Consider the following 18,259-nt stretch of genomic DNA (forward strand, 5'->3'; position numbering starts at 1 on the left):
CTGCGAACGTCCTTACTTTTCTTGTCGTGCAGGGCGCAGGTGTCACTGCACCTCGGGTCCGGTTTCACGCTGGGTCGGGTCCAGCTCGAGGTGCGTGTTCGTCGGCGGGGGTGTGCTCGTCGGGGGCCGGCTACGGGGTGTGTCGGGCGGTGTGCGGTCGCGTTCACGGCGGGCGATTTCGGTGTCGATCTGGTCGAGGATGGTGTCCTCGGTGTGCAGTGCATCCTCGAGTCGGGTGATGCGGTCCCGTATCTGCCCGATGGCGTGCTCGTCGAGGGAACGGGCTCGGTCGTAGCGGGCGGCTGCGGCCCGGTTGAACTGGGCGGTGCGTTCGATGATCGGCCAGTCCCGTTCGGGCGGAGCATTCTGTTCACTGATCGCCAGCACCGTCATGGCAGTCTCGATGTCCTCGGCGGTGGCGGTGGGGTCGCGGCGCACCTGCTCGAGGGATGCACGTGCGTACTTCACGGCCTGGATGTAGCGCTCCTGGAGCTCGAGTTCGGCGACCTGCTCCTCGACGGCGGTCACTGCCGAATCGGTGCCGCTGACGCGGACGAGTTCGTCTCGGGCCAGACCGAGAAGGTAGCGATCTTCGCTCAGGCGACGGCGGCTGGTCTGGCGGGCTGCGAACAGCTCCTCGTCGCTGTATCCGGCGTACGCAGACACCGATTCCGTGGTTGTAGTACCACCTCGGGTGGGTGGGGTGGTCAACCGTTCGATCGCGGCGGCGACCTTGTCGCGGCGAGCACCACGCAGGTAGGCGAGCGGGTCATGCTGATCGTCCGGTGCGGCGGAGATGACCCGTGAGACGGCGATATCGCGCACCACGGTGTTCCACAGACGGGTTTGGCGCGGATCGTCACCGGGGGGACCGACCGCGGTGATCCACGGGGCCGATTGTTCGATCGCGGTGGTCAGGTAGGAGTCGATGAACGCGTGCATCTGCTGCTGCTGGGCACGGGCGTAGGCGGCGAGGATCGGGTCCATCTGCGCCGCAGCGTCGCTCAACGCCGGCACCTTGTAGCGCGCCAGGTCGTCGCTGCGGGTACGCGGCAATCCCGTTCCACCGGCGGGGGGGATGCGGTCCTCGAGTGCTGCGGCCAGGACACGACCGGGGGCGTTCGCGGCGTCGCCGAGGCGGCCGGCGCGGCCGTGCTCGCGCATCACCTCGACGGCTTTACGCAGCAGGGCTTCGGTGTCCCAGCCGAAAGTTTCAGCCTGGGCGACGGACCTGACGATGGTCTCCCAGCCGCCGAGGTCGTGCACCCAGCCGAACTGGCGCTCGGTGAGGATCCGGCCGAGAAGCTGCTCGGTGTAGTCCTCGTACAGCGCGTTGACGGCCAGTTCGTAGACCTCGGTGATCTGCGACCACGAGGCGGCCTTGCGCTGAGCCTGTTCGATCATCTGGTGGGCGGTGCGCTGTGAGCCATCGCGTTCGAGGATCTTCGCCAGCAGTCCGATCGCACCGGGGTGCTCGTCCTGGGCATGTTCGAAGTCCCAGTCGGGCAGCTCGTCGTGGGCAGCGTAGACAATATTGGCGAGTTTGCCGCGAGTCATCGCCACGTACAGCGACTGGCGATCCATGTTCGACGCGGCGAGCACGTGGCAGTGGCCGACGGTCATGCCCTGAGAGCGGTGCACAGTCGTCGCATACCCAAGCTGAATGTTCTCGGTGATGTAGTCGGCGGCAACGGTGACCTCACCGGAGCTGATGTTGTTGCGCAGGCGCAGCGAGCCGTCGGTGCCGATCTCGGCCACGGTCCACAGATCGCCGTTCTTCACCCGACCGGACTTGTTGCCCTCGGAATCCTTCACGACGTACTTCGAGTTGTTCTTGCGGGTGACCACCACGTCCCCGACAGCGGCTTCGAGACCGTCGGCCAGGATGACACCGGGACCGGTGACGGTACCGTTTGCGCGGTAGTAGGCGGCAGCCTTTTCGTTGAGCTCGCGCACCAGATCGTTGGTCGGAGCGACCATCAAGGTCACATGACTGGCCTCGACGTCGGCGACATAGGCATCGAAGACCATCTGCGCCAGCTCGTGAGCCATACCGTCGCGGATGCGGTCGTTCTCGGCGTACCAGTCGAGAGCGTCGACGTTGCCGCTGCGCAACAGCAGACTCGCCTCGGCTTCCCCGCCGGTGGCGAACCGATGCACCTTCTCGAGGAACGGCGCACCGGTCAGATCGGCGAGATCCCGCAACACACCACCGGCTTCGACGGAGGCAAGCTGCTGCGGATCACCAAGCAGGCGCACCACCGCACCGGCGTCGACCGCGATGGACGTCAGGTCCGCCAGATCGCGGGCCGAGGCCATGCCCGCCTCGTCCACCAGCAGAAGATCACCGCGGCCGATTCCTGTCGGGATACCGACCCGGTGGCGGGTGAGCACATCGGCGATGGTGCGGCCCTGCACCGAAATCTCTTCTCCGAGTACTTCGGCGGCACGAGCGGACGGACCCAGCGCGACGACGGTTCCGTGTGCGGCTTCCCAGGCGCGGGCGATCACCGTCGCCGCGGTGGTCTTGCCGGCGCCGGCCGCTCCGACCGCGACCGCGACGCGTTTCTGCGCGGTGAGGAAGTGTTCGATCATGGCGATCTGGTCGCCGCCGAGACTGTGGCCGGCCTTGCGCTCGGCGCGGCGGATCTGGCGTCGGATCACGAAGTCGGAGACGGTGCGCTCATCGTCGGTCTCGGCCTGCCGACGCATGAAGTCCTCGGCGTCGAGGACTGATTGTGCGGTGTAGCGCATCTGCGCGCGGTCCACGAGATGACTACGCACCAGGCCGCGTTCGATGCGGTCGGTGAGGCGCTCCGGTCCGCGATATTCCTCGGTGAAGGTCGGCAGGCAGTAGTCCCGCAGGGCGAGCTCAACGGCGTTGTCGTACATCGCCCGCAGCTCATCGTCATGGTTGAAACTGAACTCCCGTAGCTGCCGATCGAGCTCCGCGGACAGGGAGAACACCGTCCAGGTGCCCACCTTGCGCGAAAGCGTCTCAACCGTCTTCTCCACCACGGCAGGGACCTGATCCGGGGACAGCTCCGGGCGGCGATCGCGCTCGTCCCGCACAGCATCGACCAGTTCGCCCGGATCACTACCGCCGAGGATCGCCTCGGCCCGCTCGCGCCATTCGGCCCGCAACTCGGACAACGACCGCGGTGGATTCTTGGCGTTTCGGGTATCGAGGGTGGCCTGTTGCGCGTGGGCGTACTGCACCTTCTTCGGCGGATTCGTGCCGTAACGGGTCTTGTACTCACGCGCCAGCTCTTCTTGGCGGTCCTCGATCGCTGAGCGGCGCGAGAATTCCTCGATGAGCGTCAGCGGGATGCCCTCGACCTCGTGGACCGGGAGCTTGCCGACCGGCGTATCGGGCCTCGGCGCGAAGGTGACACCGAGCTGGCGGGCGACCAGATCCGCGACCCTCGTGTTGTACTTCTCCGACCCGGCGACGTTCGCTTTGTACAGGATCGACCCGTCGATGCTCGTCCACTTGTCCTCGGCGAACACCCGATTGAACACCGCGCAGTGGGTGTGCAGGTTCGGATCCGCGGCGCGATTGTCGTAGTGATCGAACCGGGCCACCAAGATCCCGTCGGCCTTGATCTTGCGGGCACCACCGGCGCCGCGGCGGGGGTAGATCACTTCGCTTTCGATCCACTCCAACGTCTCGGTCACTGCCTGAGCGTGGGCGTGTTCGACCGCAGCCTTGACCCGTTCGTCCCCGAGTCCCCACAGCAACGAGATGGACTTGACGGGCGTGAACACCAGGTCATAACCGGCAACGGGGGAGCGGGCCTTGCCGTACTGCTCGGCAACGAACGTCCAGATTTCGTCGTCACTGAGAAGGTCAGCGCGCTCCCCGTTGATCCGCTCGAGGTGCTTGCGAGCGGTGGAGAACTGGATGTCCTTCTTGGTCTGAATATCGGGATATTCACCATGCTGCGCCTTGTACGCGCTGCACAGTTCCTCGACGTCGTTGACGTACTCCTGGCTCTTCTGAAACCACGAAAATGCACGACCGAGAGCCGTGCTCTCCGACCAATCGAGACGATCTTCGAGCGGAGCATCCTTGCCTGGCCGGGTGTCGAATGCGGTCGGAGTACGAGCTGCACCGAAGACCGATCGCATCGCGGATTCGGTGACTTCGGTGCCGATCTCGACGCCGACCTTCTCGGCCAGTTTCCCGCACCAGATGCCGGGAGGGGTGCCCTTGGCGACGTAGTAATCGACCGCATCGGTCTTGCGGGACTCGGTGGCATCTCCCTTGGCGACATGCTTGGTGAGATAGACATAGCCGTCCCCAGCGTTGAGCTTATGGACGGTCATCACGGCGCCGATTATGCCACGTCGCACCTTTAGTGCATGAGGTGTGTAGAGACTTTTGGGGCGAACTGAGTTCGACCTAAGGTCGGACAGGACCTCGATGGTCCTGTCCGAGCAGCGGAGCTGCGTGTATTGGGCACGCGGGCGTCACGGTTTGTCGGTGTGGTGATCGGATCCGGACGTCGATGGAGCGTCCTCGATTCCGGTCGTCGGCCTCCCCGCGGCCGGCGGGAGCCACTACACTTCCGGCCTATGGCCTCGACTTCCCAATCGGCATCTCGCCGCTCACTTCGTCCGCACACGACGCCGAACGTTCGGGAAAACGCCCGCCGTCAACGGGAGCGACTGCTCGCTCGTCAGGCGGAACTCGAAGGGCTGGCCGGCCCCATCCACGAAGCGACGGACAAGCTGTCCAAGCTCGAAGCCGCGGTCGCCTCGCGGGCGCAGGCTCCGCTGAAGAAGATCGAACGGCTCGAGCAGACCCGGGATCGTCGCATCAAGAAGATCCAAGAGCAGTACGCGGCGAAGATCGCCGAGATCCAGCGGGCGATGGAAGCCGGCACGGAGACGTTGACTCCGCAGGAGCGCGAGCAGGAATCGGCGTTGCTGCGCGAGTACGCGGAAGCGATCGTGACGTTCAGTCGCAGCGCCTCGGCGTCGGAGCTGGCACCGTTGCTCGGCGTGAGCGCCCGCGAGGCGAAGAAGCTCATCATGCAAGCGCAGGCGGATCTCGGTGCCGCCGATGTCGCCACGGCGGCTGCACAGTCGTCCGACGACGAGCAGACGGTGCCTGCGGCGTCGTGATGCTGCGGTCATGAGTGACGATGTGGAGCCCGCGCTCGACATCGGGTTCCCGGATCTCGACATCGAGTTCGTCACTGAGGAGTCCGAAGAGCGGCCGCGGCGGGTCCGGGTGGTGGACAACTCGCTGCGGCCGTCGAAGACGAACATCGCGGCGTTCTGGTCGAAGGTCGTCAAGTCCCCGACGTGTTGGTACTGGGTCGGCGCGATCAGTGCACCCGACGGATACGGGCGGTTCAACTTCCAGCGTGAGAACCGGCAACGCACGATGCTCGCGCATCGCTTCTCGGTAGAGCTGGTGCACGGACCTCTGGCACCGGATGTGGTGTGCGAGCACAAGTGCAACGAGCCGTTGTGCGTGCGTGTCGGGTCGGGGCATTTGGTGGAGTCCACGCACAGTGAGAACGTGCGCTACGCGATCGCCCAGGGAAGACTTTCTGGTCATGCGTTGCTCGACGGTCAAGGGCGCTCGCGCTACGAGCGGTCCCTTGCGATCCGCGAGGCGTTGCGGACCGGGTACGACGAGGACGCACTGTTCCATGCCAAGACCAACCCCGGCGACTGGCAAGGCACCTTGTTCTGACGGGTCCGCGTTTACGACTCCACCTCCGCACTGGGAGAAGTCGTCGAAGCTACGCACACCCCGGGGACAACTGAAGACAACACCCTGTGGGAGGCCGTGGACGGCGAAGCCACCGGACTGCTAAGTCCGATCCGTCCTGGAGGGCAACTCCAGTCCCGACCGGTTTTGTCGGGGTGGCACGATCAATGCAGGTTCGAACGGTATCGATTCGGCGGCACCCGTCGACGAACGAGCCGGAGGCAAGACAGGAAGGCGACCGTGGCGCTCAAGAAGTCCGATCTGTACTCGTCGTTGTGGGCAAGCTGCGACCAGCTCCGCGGCGGAATGGATGCCAGCCAGTACAAGGACTACATCCTGACGCTGCTGTTCGTGAAGTACGTGTCCGACAAGGCCAAGACCGATCCGAACAGCCTCATCGAGGTGCCGGCGGGTGGCTCGTTCGACGACATGCTCGCCGCCAAGGGCGACAAGGAGATCGGCGACCGCTTCAACAAGATCATCGCCACGCTGGCCGAGGCGAACGGTCTGCGCAACGTCATCGACCAGGCCGACTTCAATGACGAGGAAAAACTCGGCAGGGGCAAGGAGATGCAGGACCGGCTCTCCAAGCTGGTCACCATCTTCAACGACCTGGACTTCCGCGGCTCGCGCGCCGAGGGCGACGACCTGCTCGGCGACGCCTACGAGTACCTGATGCGCCACTTCGCCACCGACTCCGGCAAGTCCAAGGGCCAGTTCTACCCCCCCGCCGAGGTCTCCCGCATCCTCGCCAAGGTCGTCGGCATCGGACCGCACACCCGCCAGGACCAGACCGTCTACGACCCGGCCTGCGGGTCCGGCTCGCTGCTGCTCAAAGCCGCCGCCGAGGCCCCGCGCGGCATGACGATCTACGGCCAGGAAAAAGACAACGCCACCTGGGCGCTGTCGAAGATGAACATGATCCTGCACGGCAACGAGATCGCCGAGATCGAAAAGGGCGACACTATCACCAGCCCGCAATTCACCCGCAACGATCAACTGCGGACCTTCGACTTCGTCGTCATGAACCCGCCGTTCTCGGTCAAATCCTGGAGCAACGGACTCGAGCACGAATACGGCCGCTTCGAATACGGCCGCCCCCCGGAGAAGAATGGCGACTACGCCTTCCTGCTGCACGCGCTAAAGTCCCTCAACAGCACTGGCAAGGCCGCGATCATCCTGCCGCACGGGGTGCTGTTCCGCGGCCACGCCGAGGCGACGATCCGCCGCAACCTGCTCCGACACGGTTTCATCAAGGGGGTCATCGGGTTGCCGGCGAACCTGTTCTACGGCACCGGCATCCCGGCCTGCATCGTCATCCTCGATAAGGAGAACGCCCCGGCCCGCACCGGGGTGTTCATGATCGACGCTTCCAAGGGCTTTATGAAGGACGGCAACAAGAACCGCCTGCGCAGCCAGGACATCCACAAGATCGTCGACACCTTCACCAAACAGATCGAGATCGACCGCTACTCCCGAATGGTGCCACTCAGCGAGATCGCCGATCCGAAAAACGACTACAACCTCAACATCCCCCGCTACATCGACTCCTCCGAACCCGAAGACCTCCAGGACCTGCACGCCCACCTCCACGGCGGCATCCCCGACCGCGACCTCGACGCCCTGAGCGACTACTGGGACGCCTTCCCCCAGCTACGCGGTCACCTCTTCACCCCGAACCGTCCCGGCTACAGCGACCTGGCCATCGACGTGAGCCAGGTCCAGCAGGCCATCCTCGACTCCACCGAGTTCCGCAAGTTCACCGATGAAGCCCGCACGCTGACCACCGACTGGTTCGCCGCGCACCGCAACACACTCGCCGCCATCGACACAGACACCACACCGAACGACCTGATTGCCACCCTGGGCGATGACCTGCTGGCCCGCTTCAAACCCATCCCACTGCTCGACGAATACGACATCTACGAACAGCTCATGACCTACTGGCACGAGGTCATGCACGACGACGTCTACCTGATCATGGCCGACGGCTGGCTCGCCGCCGCCCAACCCCGCCAAACGATCGAGGACAAGGACCGCAAACTCTCCGAAACCCCCGACCTGGTCGTCGGATCCGGGCGCAGCGCAACCAAATACAAGACGGACCTCATTCCCCCGGGACTGATCGTCGCCCGCTACTTCGCCGACGCACAGGCCAGAATCGACGACCTTACCGCCTCTGCCGACGAGGCCACCCGCGCCGTCGAAAAATACCTTGAAGAACACGCCGTCGAGGACGGACTGCTCACCGACGCCATGGACGACGACAAAATCTCCAAAGCCCTCGTCACCGTCCGCCTGAAGGCAACCAAGAAGAATGGTGATCCCGACGAGATCGAAGCACTGCAGCAGGCGGTCGAGTTGTACAACACCGAAGCCGCAGCCAAGAAGGCAGTCAAGGACGCACAGGTCGACCTCGATCTCACCACCCTCAAAAAGTACGGCGAATTGACCGAAAACGACGTCACGACACTCGTACTCGACGACAAATGGCAGGCAGCCGTCGTGCACCGCGTGGTAGGCGAAGTCGAAGCCCTCACACTCGACCTGGTCGCACGCGTCCAACAACTCGGCGAACGCTATGCGGCGACCGTTGACAACCTAAATACTGAGCTTGCCGTTCTCGAGGCCAAGGTGGCGGGACACCTTGCTTCGATGGGGGTGCGTTGACATGTGGAAGTCAGCGACGATTGGGTCAGTCTGCTCAACATACAGCGGGGGCACTCCATCCACCTCACGCTCTGATTATTACGGTGGCGATATCCCCTGGATTGCGTCGGCTGATCTCAACCAGCGACGTATATTCTCGGTCAAAGGACGAATAACGAAGCTCGGGCTTGATCGCTCGTCCGCTAAAATGGTTGATGCGAATACTCCATTGATTGCAATGTACGGTGCAACCGCCGGAGTATCAGCGATGACGCATATTCGGGGAGCTATTAATCAGGCTGTGCTGGCGATGGTTCCTCGAAATATCGATGCGGAATTTCTTTTTCAATGGCTTCAGGCGAACCGTGACCAAATCATCGACAAGTACACGCAGGGCGGGCAGCCGAATCTTAGTGGCGCAATTGTTCGAGCTATCGAGATGCCGCTTCCAGGTGATGCTGAACAACGCAGAATTGCAGGTGCACTTCGTGACACTGACGACCTGATTGCCACGCTCGAACGTCTCATCGTCAAGAAGCAGGCGATCAAGCAGGGCATGATGCAGCAGCTCCTCACCGGCCGTACACGCCTACCAGGATTCGCTGGCCCGTGGCAAGAACTACGACTCGGTGACATTCTTACTGTGCGCCATGGTAAGAATCAGCACAGTGTTGAAGTGCCTTCGGGAAGATATCCGATCCTCGCCACCGGTGGCCAAATTGGGTGGGCTGACACGCCGATTTACAGCAAACCTTCTGTGCTTATTGGAAGAAAGGGGACAATTGACCGACCCCAGTTTCAAGACCGTCCATTCTGGACAGTCGACACCCTTTTCTACACAGAAATATCCCCAATCGTCGACCCACGATTTCTTTACTATGTATTCCTTATGGTTGACTGGCGATCTATGAATGAAGCGTCGGGAGTTCCCAGTCTCAGCTCGAAGAGGGTTGAGGGCGTGGAAGTAATGCTTCCTCTGGTTACCGAACAGGTGGCGATTCGTAAAGTTCTTGATGACGCCGAGCATGAAATTGACACTCTTCGTCTCCGCCTCACCAAAGCGCGGGATGTTAAAACTGGGATGATGCAGCAACTCCTGACCGGTCGTACACGCTTACCTGAGGAGCTCGAGGCGTGAGTGTCGGCAAGTCGGTGCGTTTGTTTCTGGCCGATGGCACGCCGGGTGGGTTGTTGACGGCGGAGATCATGAACTGGACCGGTCATGTGGTGGCGGCGCCGCGGTCGGATCTCGCGGCGTTGTTGAAGCGTCCGGAGACCAGTCGCACCGGTATCTACATCCTGCTCGGGGACGATCCGGACAGCTTGGGTGGGCAACTGGCGTATATCGGTGAGGGCGACGATGTCAGCGCACGGCTGTATCAGCACGCCCGCTCGGAGGATCAGCGGGGGAAGGATTTCTGGGATCGGGCGATCGTGTTGACCAGCAAGGACACCAACCTGACCAAGGCGCACGCCCGCTATCTGGAGAGCCGGTTCATCACACTGGCGGTGCAGGCCCGCCGGGCCCGGTTGACCAATGGCACGAATCCGCCGCCGATCGCCTTGCCCGAGGCGGATGTGTCGGACATGGAGTACTTCGTCGAGCAGGCCAAGATCGTGCTGCCGGTGCTCGGGGTGAACATCTTTCGAGCGCCGACCACGGCTCCCGCCGTTGCGAATCCGGAGACCGTGGTCCGTCGGAGCGAGTCGCCGGTGTTCGAGATGACGCTGCGCAAGTTCGGGATCACCGCCCGGGCCCGGGAGGTCGACGGAGAGTTCACCGTGCTGGAAGGCTCCGGTGCGCGGCTGACGTGGACCGGGGCGGAGAGCCACAGCTACACGAGTTTGCGGTCGAAGTTGGAGCAGGACGGCACGCTGGTGTCTTCGTCGGACGGGTCGTCGATGCGGTTTGCCCGCAATCATGTGTTCGCCAGTCCGAGCGCTGCCGCGGCGATCGTCGCCGGTCGCAGCGCCAACGGCCGCAAGGAGTGGGTGATCGAGGGGCAGCGCACTACCTACGGTGAGTGGGAAACCGAAGGTATCGATGCGGCCATGACACAAGGGGCGTAGGGGATGAGTGACGTCGGGCAGGTCGAGCGCAAGACCCAGGACCGGGTGGTGGCGCTGTTCCGTGACCAGTTGGGCTACGAGTATCTCGGGAACTGGGGGGCGCGTGTCGGTAACGCGAACATCGAAACCGCGTTGCTGACCGCCAGCTTGAAGGCCCGCGGGTACGACGTCCCGCTCATAAACCGGGCCCTTGATCAGCTCGGCAAGGCCGCGGCGGTCGGTGCCGGGCACGGCCTGTACGAGGCGAACCGGGAGGTGTACGGGTTGCTGCGCTACGGGGTGAAGGTGCGCCCCGGGTTCGGTGAACAGACCGAGACGGTGTGGCTGATCGACTGGAAGAACCCGCACGCGAACCATTTCGCGATCGCCGAGGAAGTCACCGTCGCTGGGCAGCACACCAAGCGCCCCGACCTCGTGCTGTACGTCAACGGGCTGGCCCTGGCCACCCTGGAACTCAAACGCTCGAAGGTGGCGGTGTCGGAGGGAATCCGGCAAAGCATCGGCAATCAGCGCCCGGAGTTCATCGGCTCGTTCTTCTCCACCCTGCAGTTCGTGTTCGCCGGCAACGACGTCGAAGGCCTGCGCTACGGGGTGCTCGACACCCCGGAAAAATACTGGCTGGAGTGGAAAGAACCCTCCGAAATCCCCAATCCCCTTGACCGCGGGCTGGTGCAGCTGTGCCGCAGAGAGCGACTGCTCGAGCTGATCCACGACTTCATCGTCTTCGACATCGGGGTGAAGAAGGCACCCCGACACAACCAGTACTTCGGGGTCAAGGCCGCCCAGGCACGGATCGCCCAGCGTGAGGGCGGCATCATCTGGCACACCCAGGGCTCGGGCAAGTCCTTGACGATGGTGTGGCTGGCGAAGTGGATCCGGGAGAACCAGCTGGATCCGCGGGTGCTGCTGATCACCGACCGCACCGAACTCGACGAACAGATCGAACGAGTCTTCCAGGGCGTCAACGAGCACGTCTATCGCACCACCAGCGGCGCGGATCTGATCGGCACCCTCAATACCAGCGAGCACTGGCTGATCTGTTCGCTGATCCACAAGTTCCGCGGCACCGACACCGGCAAAGGCGCGGACGAGGAGGCCACGGCGAAGTTCATCCAGGAACTGCGCGCCACCGTCCCGAAAGACTTTAAGGCCAAGGGCAACATCTTCGTGTTCGTCGACGAGGCACACCGCACCCAATCGGGGGCGATGCACGAGGCGATGAAACAGCTGTTGCCGGGTGCGATGTTCATCGGGTTCACCGGCACCCCGCTGCTCAAGGCGGACAAGGCCACCAGCATCGAAACGTTCGGTACGTTCATCCACACCTACAAGTTCGACGAGGCCGTCACCGACGGCGTGGTGCTCGATCTGCGATACGAGCCCCGCCACATCGACCAACAGCTCACCGCTGCGGCCCAGGTCGATGCGTGGTTCGACGCGAAAACCAAGGGCATGACCGACCTGTCGAAGGCGGAGCTGAAGAAACGGTGGGGCACCATGCAGAAGGTCCTCACGAGCAAGTCGAGGGCCGAGAAGATCGTCTCCGACATCCTGCTCGACATGGAAACCAAACCCCGCCTGATGGACGGTCGCGGCAACGCCATGCTGGTGGGCTCGAGCATCTATCAGGCCTGCAAGTTCTACGACATGTTCGTCGCTGCAGGCTTCAAGGGCAAGTGTGCCATCGTCACCAGCTACACCCCCAACGCGAGCGATGTGGCGAAGGAAGACGCCGGGGTAGGGGATACCGAAAAACGCTTCCAGTACGACACCTACTGCCGGATGCTCGCCGACTTCTTCGGCGAACCCGTCGACACGGTGACCACCCCGGCCAAGGTCGAGGCTTTCGAGCAGGCCGTCAAGCGCCAGTTCCGCGAAAATCCCGGGCAGATGCGGCTGCTGATCGTCGTCGACAAGCTCTTGACCGGTTTCGATGCCCCGTCGGCGACATATCTGTACATCGACAAGAAGATGCGCGATCACGGTCTGTTCCAGGCGATCTGCCGCGTCAACCGGCTCGACGGGGACGACAAGGACTACGGCTACATCGTCGACTACCAGGACCTGTTCAACTCCCTCGAATCGGCCATCACCGACTACACCTCCGGCGCCCTGGACGGCTACGAGAAACAAGACATCGACGGGCTGCTGTCGGACCGCATCGACAAAGCCCGCGAGAAGCTGGACGACGCGCTCGAGCGAGTTCGGGCACTTGTCGAACCCGTCGCTCCACCCAAGGGCACACTCCAGTACCAGCAGTACTTCTGTGCGCTCGAACCCGGAACCAGTGAGCAGCTCAAGGCGAATGAACCCAAACGCGTCGAGCTGTACAAGTCGATCGCCGCCGCGGTGCGGGCGTACGGCAACCTCGCCAACGAGATGACCGACGCCGGCTACCCCCCGGCCGAAGCCGACACGATCCGCCAAGAGGTCGCCCACTACGTCGATGTGCGAGCCGAGGTGAAACTCGGCGCCGGCGAGAACATCGACTTCAAACAGTACGAGGCCGGGATGCGGTACCTGCTCGACACCTACATCCAAGCCGATGCCTCCCAGATCGTGGCGAACTTCGCCGACACCGGGCTGATCGAGCTGATCGTCCAGCACGGCGCCGGGGCCATCGACACCCTCCCACCGGGGATCAAGAAGAACCCCGAGGCGGTGGCGGAGACGATCGTCAACAACATCCGGCAGGTGATCGTCGACGAACACGCCTTGAATCCGAAGTACTACGACTCCATGAGCACCCTGCTCGACGCGATCCTCGACGAACGCCGCCGCCAAGCCCTCGACTACCAGCAGTACCTGACCCAGCTGATCGACACCGCGAAAAAGATCGGCACCCAGGACTCCGGCACCACCTCCCCCGAGTGGGCCGACAACGGCGCCCGCCGCGCCCTGATCGACTTCGGATTCGACGATCCGGCCACACCGATCCAGATCGACACCGCGATCCTGACCAGCAAACCCCACGACTGGGTCGGCCACCCCATGAAAGAAAAAGTCGTCAAACGCGCCCTTCATAAGGTTCTGCCCCCAGACTTCGACAGGATGGACGAGCTGTTCGACCTGATCAAGGCCCGCGATGAGTACCACTAACGCCTACCTGAGCGTGCGCGGCATCGACATCGACGTGATCTACAAGGACATCAAACACCTCCACATCGGCGTCTACCCACCGTTGGGCCGGGTGCGGGTCGCCGCCCCCATGAGGCTCGACGACGACCAGGTGCGCCTGGCGGTGATCCAACGCCTGGCGTGGATCAAACACCAACGCGACAAACTCCGCTCCGCGCAGCGGCAATCCGAACGCGAGATGGTCACCGGCGAATCCCACTACATCTGGGGGATACGGCGCCGCCTCACCGTCCTCGAACGCCCCGGACGAGCGCACGTCGAGATCGACGGCGCCCGCCTGCTGCTCTACACACCCCCCGGCACCTCGGCCGACAAGCGCCGCGAGTATCTGGACCACTGGTACCGCGAACAGCTACGCCAGGTGATCCCCGACCTGATCTCCAAGTGGGAGCGTGAGCTCGGGGTGAGTGTGCCGCAGTGGACGATTCGCCGGATGAAGACCAAATGGGGCTCGTGCAACCGCGAAACCCGGCACCTGTGGTTCAACATCGAACTCGCCAAGAAGCACCCCGACTGCCTGGAATACATCATCGTGCACGAGATGATGCACTACTTCGAACGCCACCACGACGAATGCTTCACCAGGTTGATGGACCTGCACCTACCAGACTGGCGACAACGTCGCGATCGGCTTAATGAAGCGCCTCTCGGCCACGAAGAGTGGGGGTAGCCCCGACTCACTCGCCTTATTCATCTTAGTGGCACGGCATAGGATGATTTTCTCTCAATATTTAGGGAGAGGTCTGGCGGTTGACGTTGATCTTGCGGCCTCGGCTGATCGCTGCATCATGTTCCACAGCGGTCGTTCACAAAGGTGCCAGCGAACTGAAAATTTAGGCATCCTTCAGAGTCGTCGACACCAGAAGATTTACACGGCCTGGTGCAGCAAAGCTCCGTAGCCCGCGCGAATGAGAGACTTCTTCAACCTTGGACTTGGGTGGTTGGCTTCGAGCCAACCCTCGATCGCCCGTTCCTGCTCTGCCCTAGAGCATCGACTTAGACCTAGCCTATTGATTAGCTGGCTAGCTACCTGGGGCTGTGGCCGCGGTGAACTGGCCGAACGGAAGCCCTTGTCGTCCCATAGACGATTGCCGTACGACATCAGAGCACCTCCACGTCCAACACCGGCAGTGTTCCTTCAGGGTAGCTGACATCGTCAACTGTGAGGTAAGAGATCTTGCCGACATGGAGCGTGTGACCAGGGCCGAGCAACAGTTCACGTTGATACTGCAACTTAGGATCGCCACCGAGCGGTAGCCAGGCTGCCGGAGTCTTAGCCGGTACAGCGACGCGCAGCAACGCCGGTCCGCCGCCAAGCGGGGGTTGAGTGAACTCCTTAAGAGCAAGCGCCTTCGACGTTGATAGTGCAAGCAATCCATCCTGAACAAGATCTTCGTCTACCAACCCAGCAAGGTTGCTGTTCGGCCGTCCAAAAGACCTTATGGTGCTTCGCACGCCTCGCCACGTCACCACGTCGCGGGCAAGAGATCCGGCCTGTATTGCTTCCACGATCGTTTCTAACGTGTCAGTGAGATTGTCGTCCTCCTCGTCACCGGCCTCGTCGCGCAGGATTCGCTGAATCCGCTCGTAGAGTCGATCCACTCCCTGCCACCGCCTTAGTGCATGGCGTTGTGCTGGCGTAAGCTCCGTTGCCCAGTCTTTGAAATCAATATCCAGTTGGCAGGCGAGTATGTCGTCTTCGAGCACCAAAGCATGATGCCTGAGCGCTGGGAGGACAGAGATATCGGCGGCGGGTGAAGACTAGTCTTCGAATGCCGTTGACAAGAGAGGCCAGTACCAAATACTCATGGTGCGATGTCACCCCAACGACAGGCACATCGCCACCGTGATTACCGCAGTGTTGAGACGCACTACTCAGCGCTGGTGCTGACCACTCGCCCATAGAGATGACCTGCACCGATGGTGACGAAAAGGATGAGGTAAGAGCCGATACCGGCCATAACAGCCCCGAAAGCTCGGGCGTGTCCGAGTGAGCTGGGACGTCCCACCGCGTTCCATGTCACGGATGATGCCGATATTGGGTTTCAGGCGACAGCCCAGGTCAGCAGGTCGAGCAGACGCACGTCTGTCAGGGTCGCGATCCGGCGGACATGCTCGGTCTCGGACTGTGCCAGGCGGCAGCGGAACAGCGGGAGGGCACCGCTGTCGAGGTTGGTGCACACGTCGTCGCGGATGGCCGCCCAGAACATCGCTCGCCTGCCACGGTGGGGGTATCGAGCAGCGACGGCACGCGCATGATGCCGGTAGAACGCCATGACCTTCGAGTCGAGAATGGGGAACAACCCGGGGCGTTTGAGATGGAGCACCTTGCTGAGCTTGGCTACCCCCACGTGCCGGGGCGCAGCGGCACGGAAATGCTCGTAGAGAGCTTCGGTCCGGTCGTAGAGTCCGCCGCTGACGTTCGGGTCGGCGTCGACCAGCTGTGCCTCGATCGGCACCGCCGCCCACGGGGCGTCGACGGCGCTGCGGATGAACCAGTCTCGTTGGGCGTGGCTGATGCGGGAGCGCACCTTGTGTGTGCGGGCGATCTCGTCGGCGGTGATCACCGCGGCGAGTCCGGGTCCGGGCAGGTCGTAGCGGGCCACGGTCACCGTGGGATAGGCGTGGGCTGTGGCGACCGCGGTGTCGATGTCGATGCTGCGGCCGGCGATCACCAACACAGTGGCTCCGGCATCACTGCCGGTGCGGTTCATGGCTTCTGCTGCCCGGCCGCGCCCGGGTCGGTGTCGTCGCCGCTTCCCGGATCGGTGTGTGGATGCGCAGCGGACGTGCCTGTGGTCGTCGCAGCGGGGATTTGCGTTGGGTCAGGCCGGCTCGAGGTGCGGATGGTGCGAGCGAGTGCCCGCAGCTGCTGCAGCGATCGGATTCCGTCCGGGACGCTGCCGCCGGCGGGTGGCCGTCCACCTCGGGAGCAGTCGCGGAAATCCTGGGTGCCGGTCTCGTTCATCGCATCTTTGAGGTCTTGCGCTGCGGCGATGTACTCGGCGCGGTCGGGTTCGGTGAGCGAGCCGAGGTACCTGTCCAATGTCTCGATCCGAGCTTGGGCGTGGGTGTGCGCTGCCGCGTCGGCCTTCGCCTGCGCGGGTGTGCCGCTCCGGTGCGATGCGGGGGTCGGCGCGTCGGCTGTGGTCGATCGTGTGCGGAATCGGCCGCGTAGTGCGGTGAACATCGTTCCCCTCGGTGCGTGTCGGTGGCCTCTCATCATGCACGCCCGCTTGACGACTCGATACGCATCGACTTTGGACGGAGGCGATCACGCAGGGCCCCGGGCTCAGGTGGGCAGACGACACCGAGGCCGTCGACGACGTCGCCGCCCTGGTCGGCGATGAGTGAGTGCCCGACCGCAGAACCCATCCCCGCCGCAAGGGGTACGGCGGGGGTGGCCGCATCGAAGTATGCCAGGTCGACCCCTTCGGACCTCGAGGTCCACAGCTCTCGCAGCCAGCAGCACAGGGAGCCGGCTGGGGGGTTCACGGGCCGGGCGGGGGCGTGCGCAGGTCCTGGAGTTCGGCGCGCAGTTCGGCAACGCGTTCGCGGGCGGCTTCGGCTTGCGCGTGGGCGGCGGCGGCGTCGGCGCGGGCGGTTTCGGCGCGGTCACGTTCGGCGGCCGCCGCGGTGCGGGCGGCGGTGAGTTCGGCGTCGAGGCGCCGGGTGTGTTCGGCTGCGGTGGCCGCCGCGGCGTCTTTGTCGGCGATCGCTCGGGTCAGCCGCTCGCGGTGCTCGTCGAGCTGCCCGGTGAGCAGCTCGATCCGGTGCTCGAGGCCGGCGATCTGCTCGCGGTGGGTCGCGGCGGCCTGATCGAGCTGCTGCTGCCAGCGGTCGTGGGCTGCGGCGTGGTCGGCCCGGGCTGCGGTGAGCTGGGCGAGGGCCTCGGTGGCCTCGACGTCGGCGGCCGTGGCCGCCGCGTCGGCGTCGGCGCGTTCGGTGCGCGCGGTGTCGAGTTCGTCCCGCAGTGCCGCAATCTCGGCTGCGGCGTCGGCCCGGACCTTGTCGGCCTCGGTCTGCACGCGCCGCAGCTGTGCATCGATCGCCGCCGGATCGGCGAGCAGATCGGTCGCGGTGGTGATCGACGACGCAATCGTCGTCAGCGTCTCGAGCATCGCCTGTGCTTCGCGGCGCAGCAGTGGTACCGCCTCGGCGAGGGTGTCGATCGCCTCGACCGGATCGGTCGGCAGTGCGTCCTGTTGTTGCTGGGCACGGGCCTTGTCTTTCTGGCGCTGTCGCCAGGCCCGTACCCGGTCGGCGTCGGTGGCGTATTCGCGGCGCCGTCCCCCTCTGGCTTCCTCGGCCATGACCTCGCCCTCCCGACCCGATGACGTTCCGTGTCCAGCATCGTAACAGCATTCGTTACGTACGTATCGTGATACGTACGTAACGAATGGTAGGGATCGATGCCATGCCGATCGCTGCGAGGCGCGATGGCGTACCTCCCGAGGGGGCGTCTGCGGCCTCCGAGCACCTCGTCGGCCGCTCCCCGCCATGGACCCGGGGGGCGGCGGTGGCCACCGGCGACGTCATCGTTGCGAGGACGCGGTGACAGCTTGGTCGATCCCCGGTCGCTCGAGGGGCAGGACAGTGCCGGCGGACCCCCACTTCCCCCGCGTCGTGGACGGCAGTGACCGCCGGCGAGGCGCGGTGTGCAGGCCGGTGCGA

The 18,259-nt window shown here is 63.8% G+C and carries 12 protein-coding genes; 7 read left to right on the forward strand and 5 right to left on the reverse strand.

What is annotated here, in order from left to right; all coding sequences use genetic code 11:
- Window positions 1-42: 42 nt before the first annotated feature.
- Window positions 43-4,329 (reverse strand): MobF family relaxase, encoded by a 4,287-nt coding sequence (gene mobF, locus IM25_RS23990; protein WP_065996607.1) that lies wholly within the window; start codon window positions 4,327-4,329, stop codon window positions 43-45.
- A 249-nt stretch (window positions 4,330-4,578) separates the two neighbouring features.
- Between mobF and IM25_RS23995 the strand changes: the two genes are divergently transcribed.
- The 7 genes from IM25_RS23995 to IM25_RS24020 all read left to right on the forward strand — a co-directional run bounded on the left by IM25_RS23995 (window position 4,579) and on the right by IM25_RS24020 (window position 14,255).
- Complete coding sequence (locus tag IM25_RS23995; RefSeq protein ID WP_033098721.1) at window positions 4,579-5,130, forward strand: hypothetical protein; 552 nt, start codon at window positions 4,579-4,581, stop codon at window positions 5,128-5,130.
- 10 nt (window positions 5,131-5,140) lie between these two features.
- Window positions 5,141-5,710, forward strand: a complete 570-nt coding sequence (locus IM25_RS24000) for an HNH endonuclease (RefSeq protein ID WP_033098722.1) — start codon at window positions 5,141-5,143, stop codon at window positions 5,708-5,710.
- A gap of 324 nt (window positions 5,711-6,034) precedes the next feature.
- A complete protein-coding gene (locus IM25_RS24005) occupies window positions 6,035-8,398 on the forward strand; it encodes an HsdM family class I SAM-dependent methyltransferase (RefSeq protein WP_065996622.1) in 2,364 nt (787 codons plus the stop codon).
- A 1-nt stretch (window position 8,399) separates the two neighbouring features.
- Window positions 8,400-9,515 carry a restriction endonuclease subunit S gene (locus tag IM25_RS25770; protein ID WP_084295163.1) on the forward strand — a complete coding sequence of 372 codons (1,116 nt, stop codon included), beginning with the start codon at window positions 8,400-8,402 and terminating at the stop codon, window positions 9,513-9,515.
- Entirely contained in the window at window positions 9,512-10,447 is a 936-nt protein-coding gene (locus tag IM25_RS24010) for a GIY-YIG nuclease family protein (protein WP_033098723.1), read from the forward strand. Before IM25_RS25770 ends, IM25_RS24010 begins: the two co-directional genes overlap by 4 nt.
- Window positions 10,448-10,450: 3 nt before the next feature.
- The gene (locus tag IM25_RS24015; protein WP_065996608.1) at window positions 10,451-13,546 is read left to right on the forward strand and encodes a type I restriction endonuclease subunit R; all 3,096 of its coding nucleotides are present in this window, start codon (window positions 10,451-10,453) and stop codon (window positions 13,544-13,546) included.
- On the forward strand, window positions 13,533-14,255 hold the full coding sequence (locus IM25_RS24020; protein WP_033098725.1) for a M48 family metallopeptidase: 723 nt from the start codon (window positions 13,533-13,535) through the stop codon (window positions 14,253-14,255). The genes IM25_RS24015 and IM25_RS24020 overlap by 14 nt, the downstream gene beginning before the upstream one ends.
- Before the next feature lie 431 nt (window positions 14,256-14,686).
- Here the strand turns inward: IM25_RS24020 and IM25_RS25775 are convergent, their stop codons facing one another.
- The 4 genes from IM25_RS25775 to IM25_RS24035 all read right to left on the reverse strand — a co-directional run bounded on the left by IM25_RS25775 (window position 14,687) and on the right by IM25_RS24035 (window position 17,898).
- On the reverse strand, window positions 14,687-15,292 hold the full coding sequence (locus tag IM25_RS25775; RefSeq protein WP_198162602.1) for an ADP-ribosyltransferase: 606 nt from the start codon (window positions 15,290-15,292) through the stop codon (window positions 14,687-14,689).
- Window positions 15,293-15,630: 338 nt separating this feature from the next.
- Window positions 15,631-16,299, reverse strand: coding sequence for a DUF6308 family protein (locus IM25_RS24025; protein WP_033098726.1), 669 nt, complete (start codon window positions 16,297-16,299; stop codon window positions 15,631-15,633).
- The gene (locus IM25_RS24030; RefSeq protein WP_033098727.1) at window positions 16,296-16,775 is read right to left on the reverse strand and encodes a hypothetical protein; all 480 of its coding nucleotides are present in this window, start codon (window positions 16,773-16,775) and stop codon (window positions 16,296-16,298) included. The genes IM25_RS24025 and IM25_RS24030 overlap by 4 nt, the downstream gene beginning before the upstream one ends.
- A 301-nt stretch (window positions 16,776-17,076) precedes the next feature.
- Window positions 17,077-17,898, reverse strand: a complete 822-nt coding sequence (locus IM25_RS24035) for a hypothetical protein (RefSeq protein WP_033098728.1) — start codon at window positions 17,896-17,898, stop codon at window positions 17,077-17,079.
- Window positions 17,899-18,259: the final 361 nt, after the last annotated feature.

Source organism: Rhodococcus sp. p52 (genome assembly GCF_000763325.2).
Lineage (GTDB): Bacteria > Actinomycetota > Actinomycetes > Mycobacteriales > Mycobacteriaceae > Rhodococcus > Rhodococcus pyridinivorans.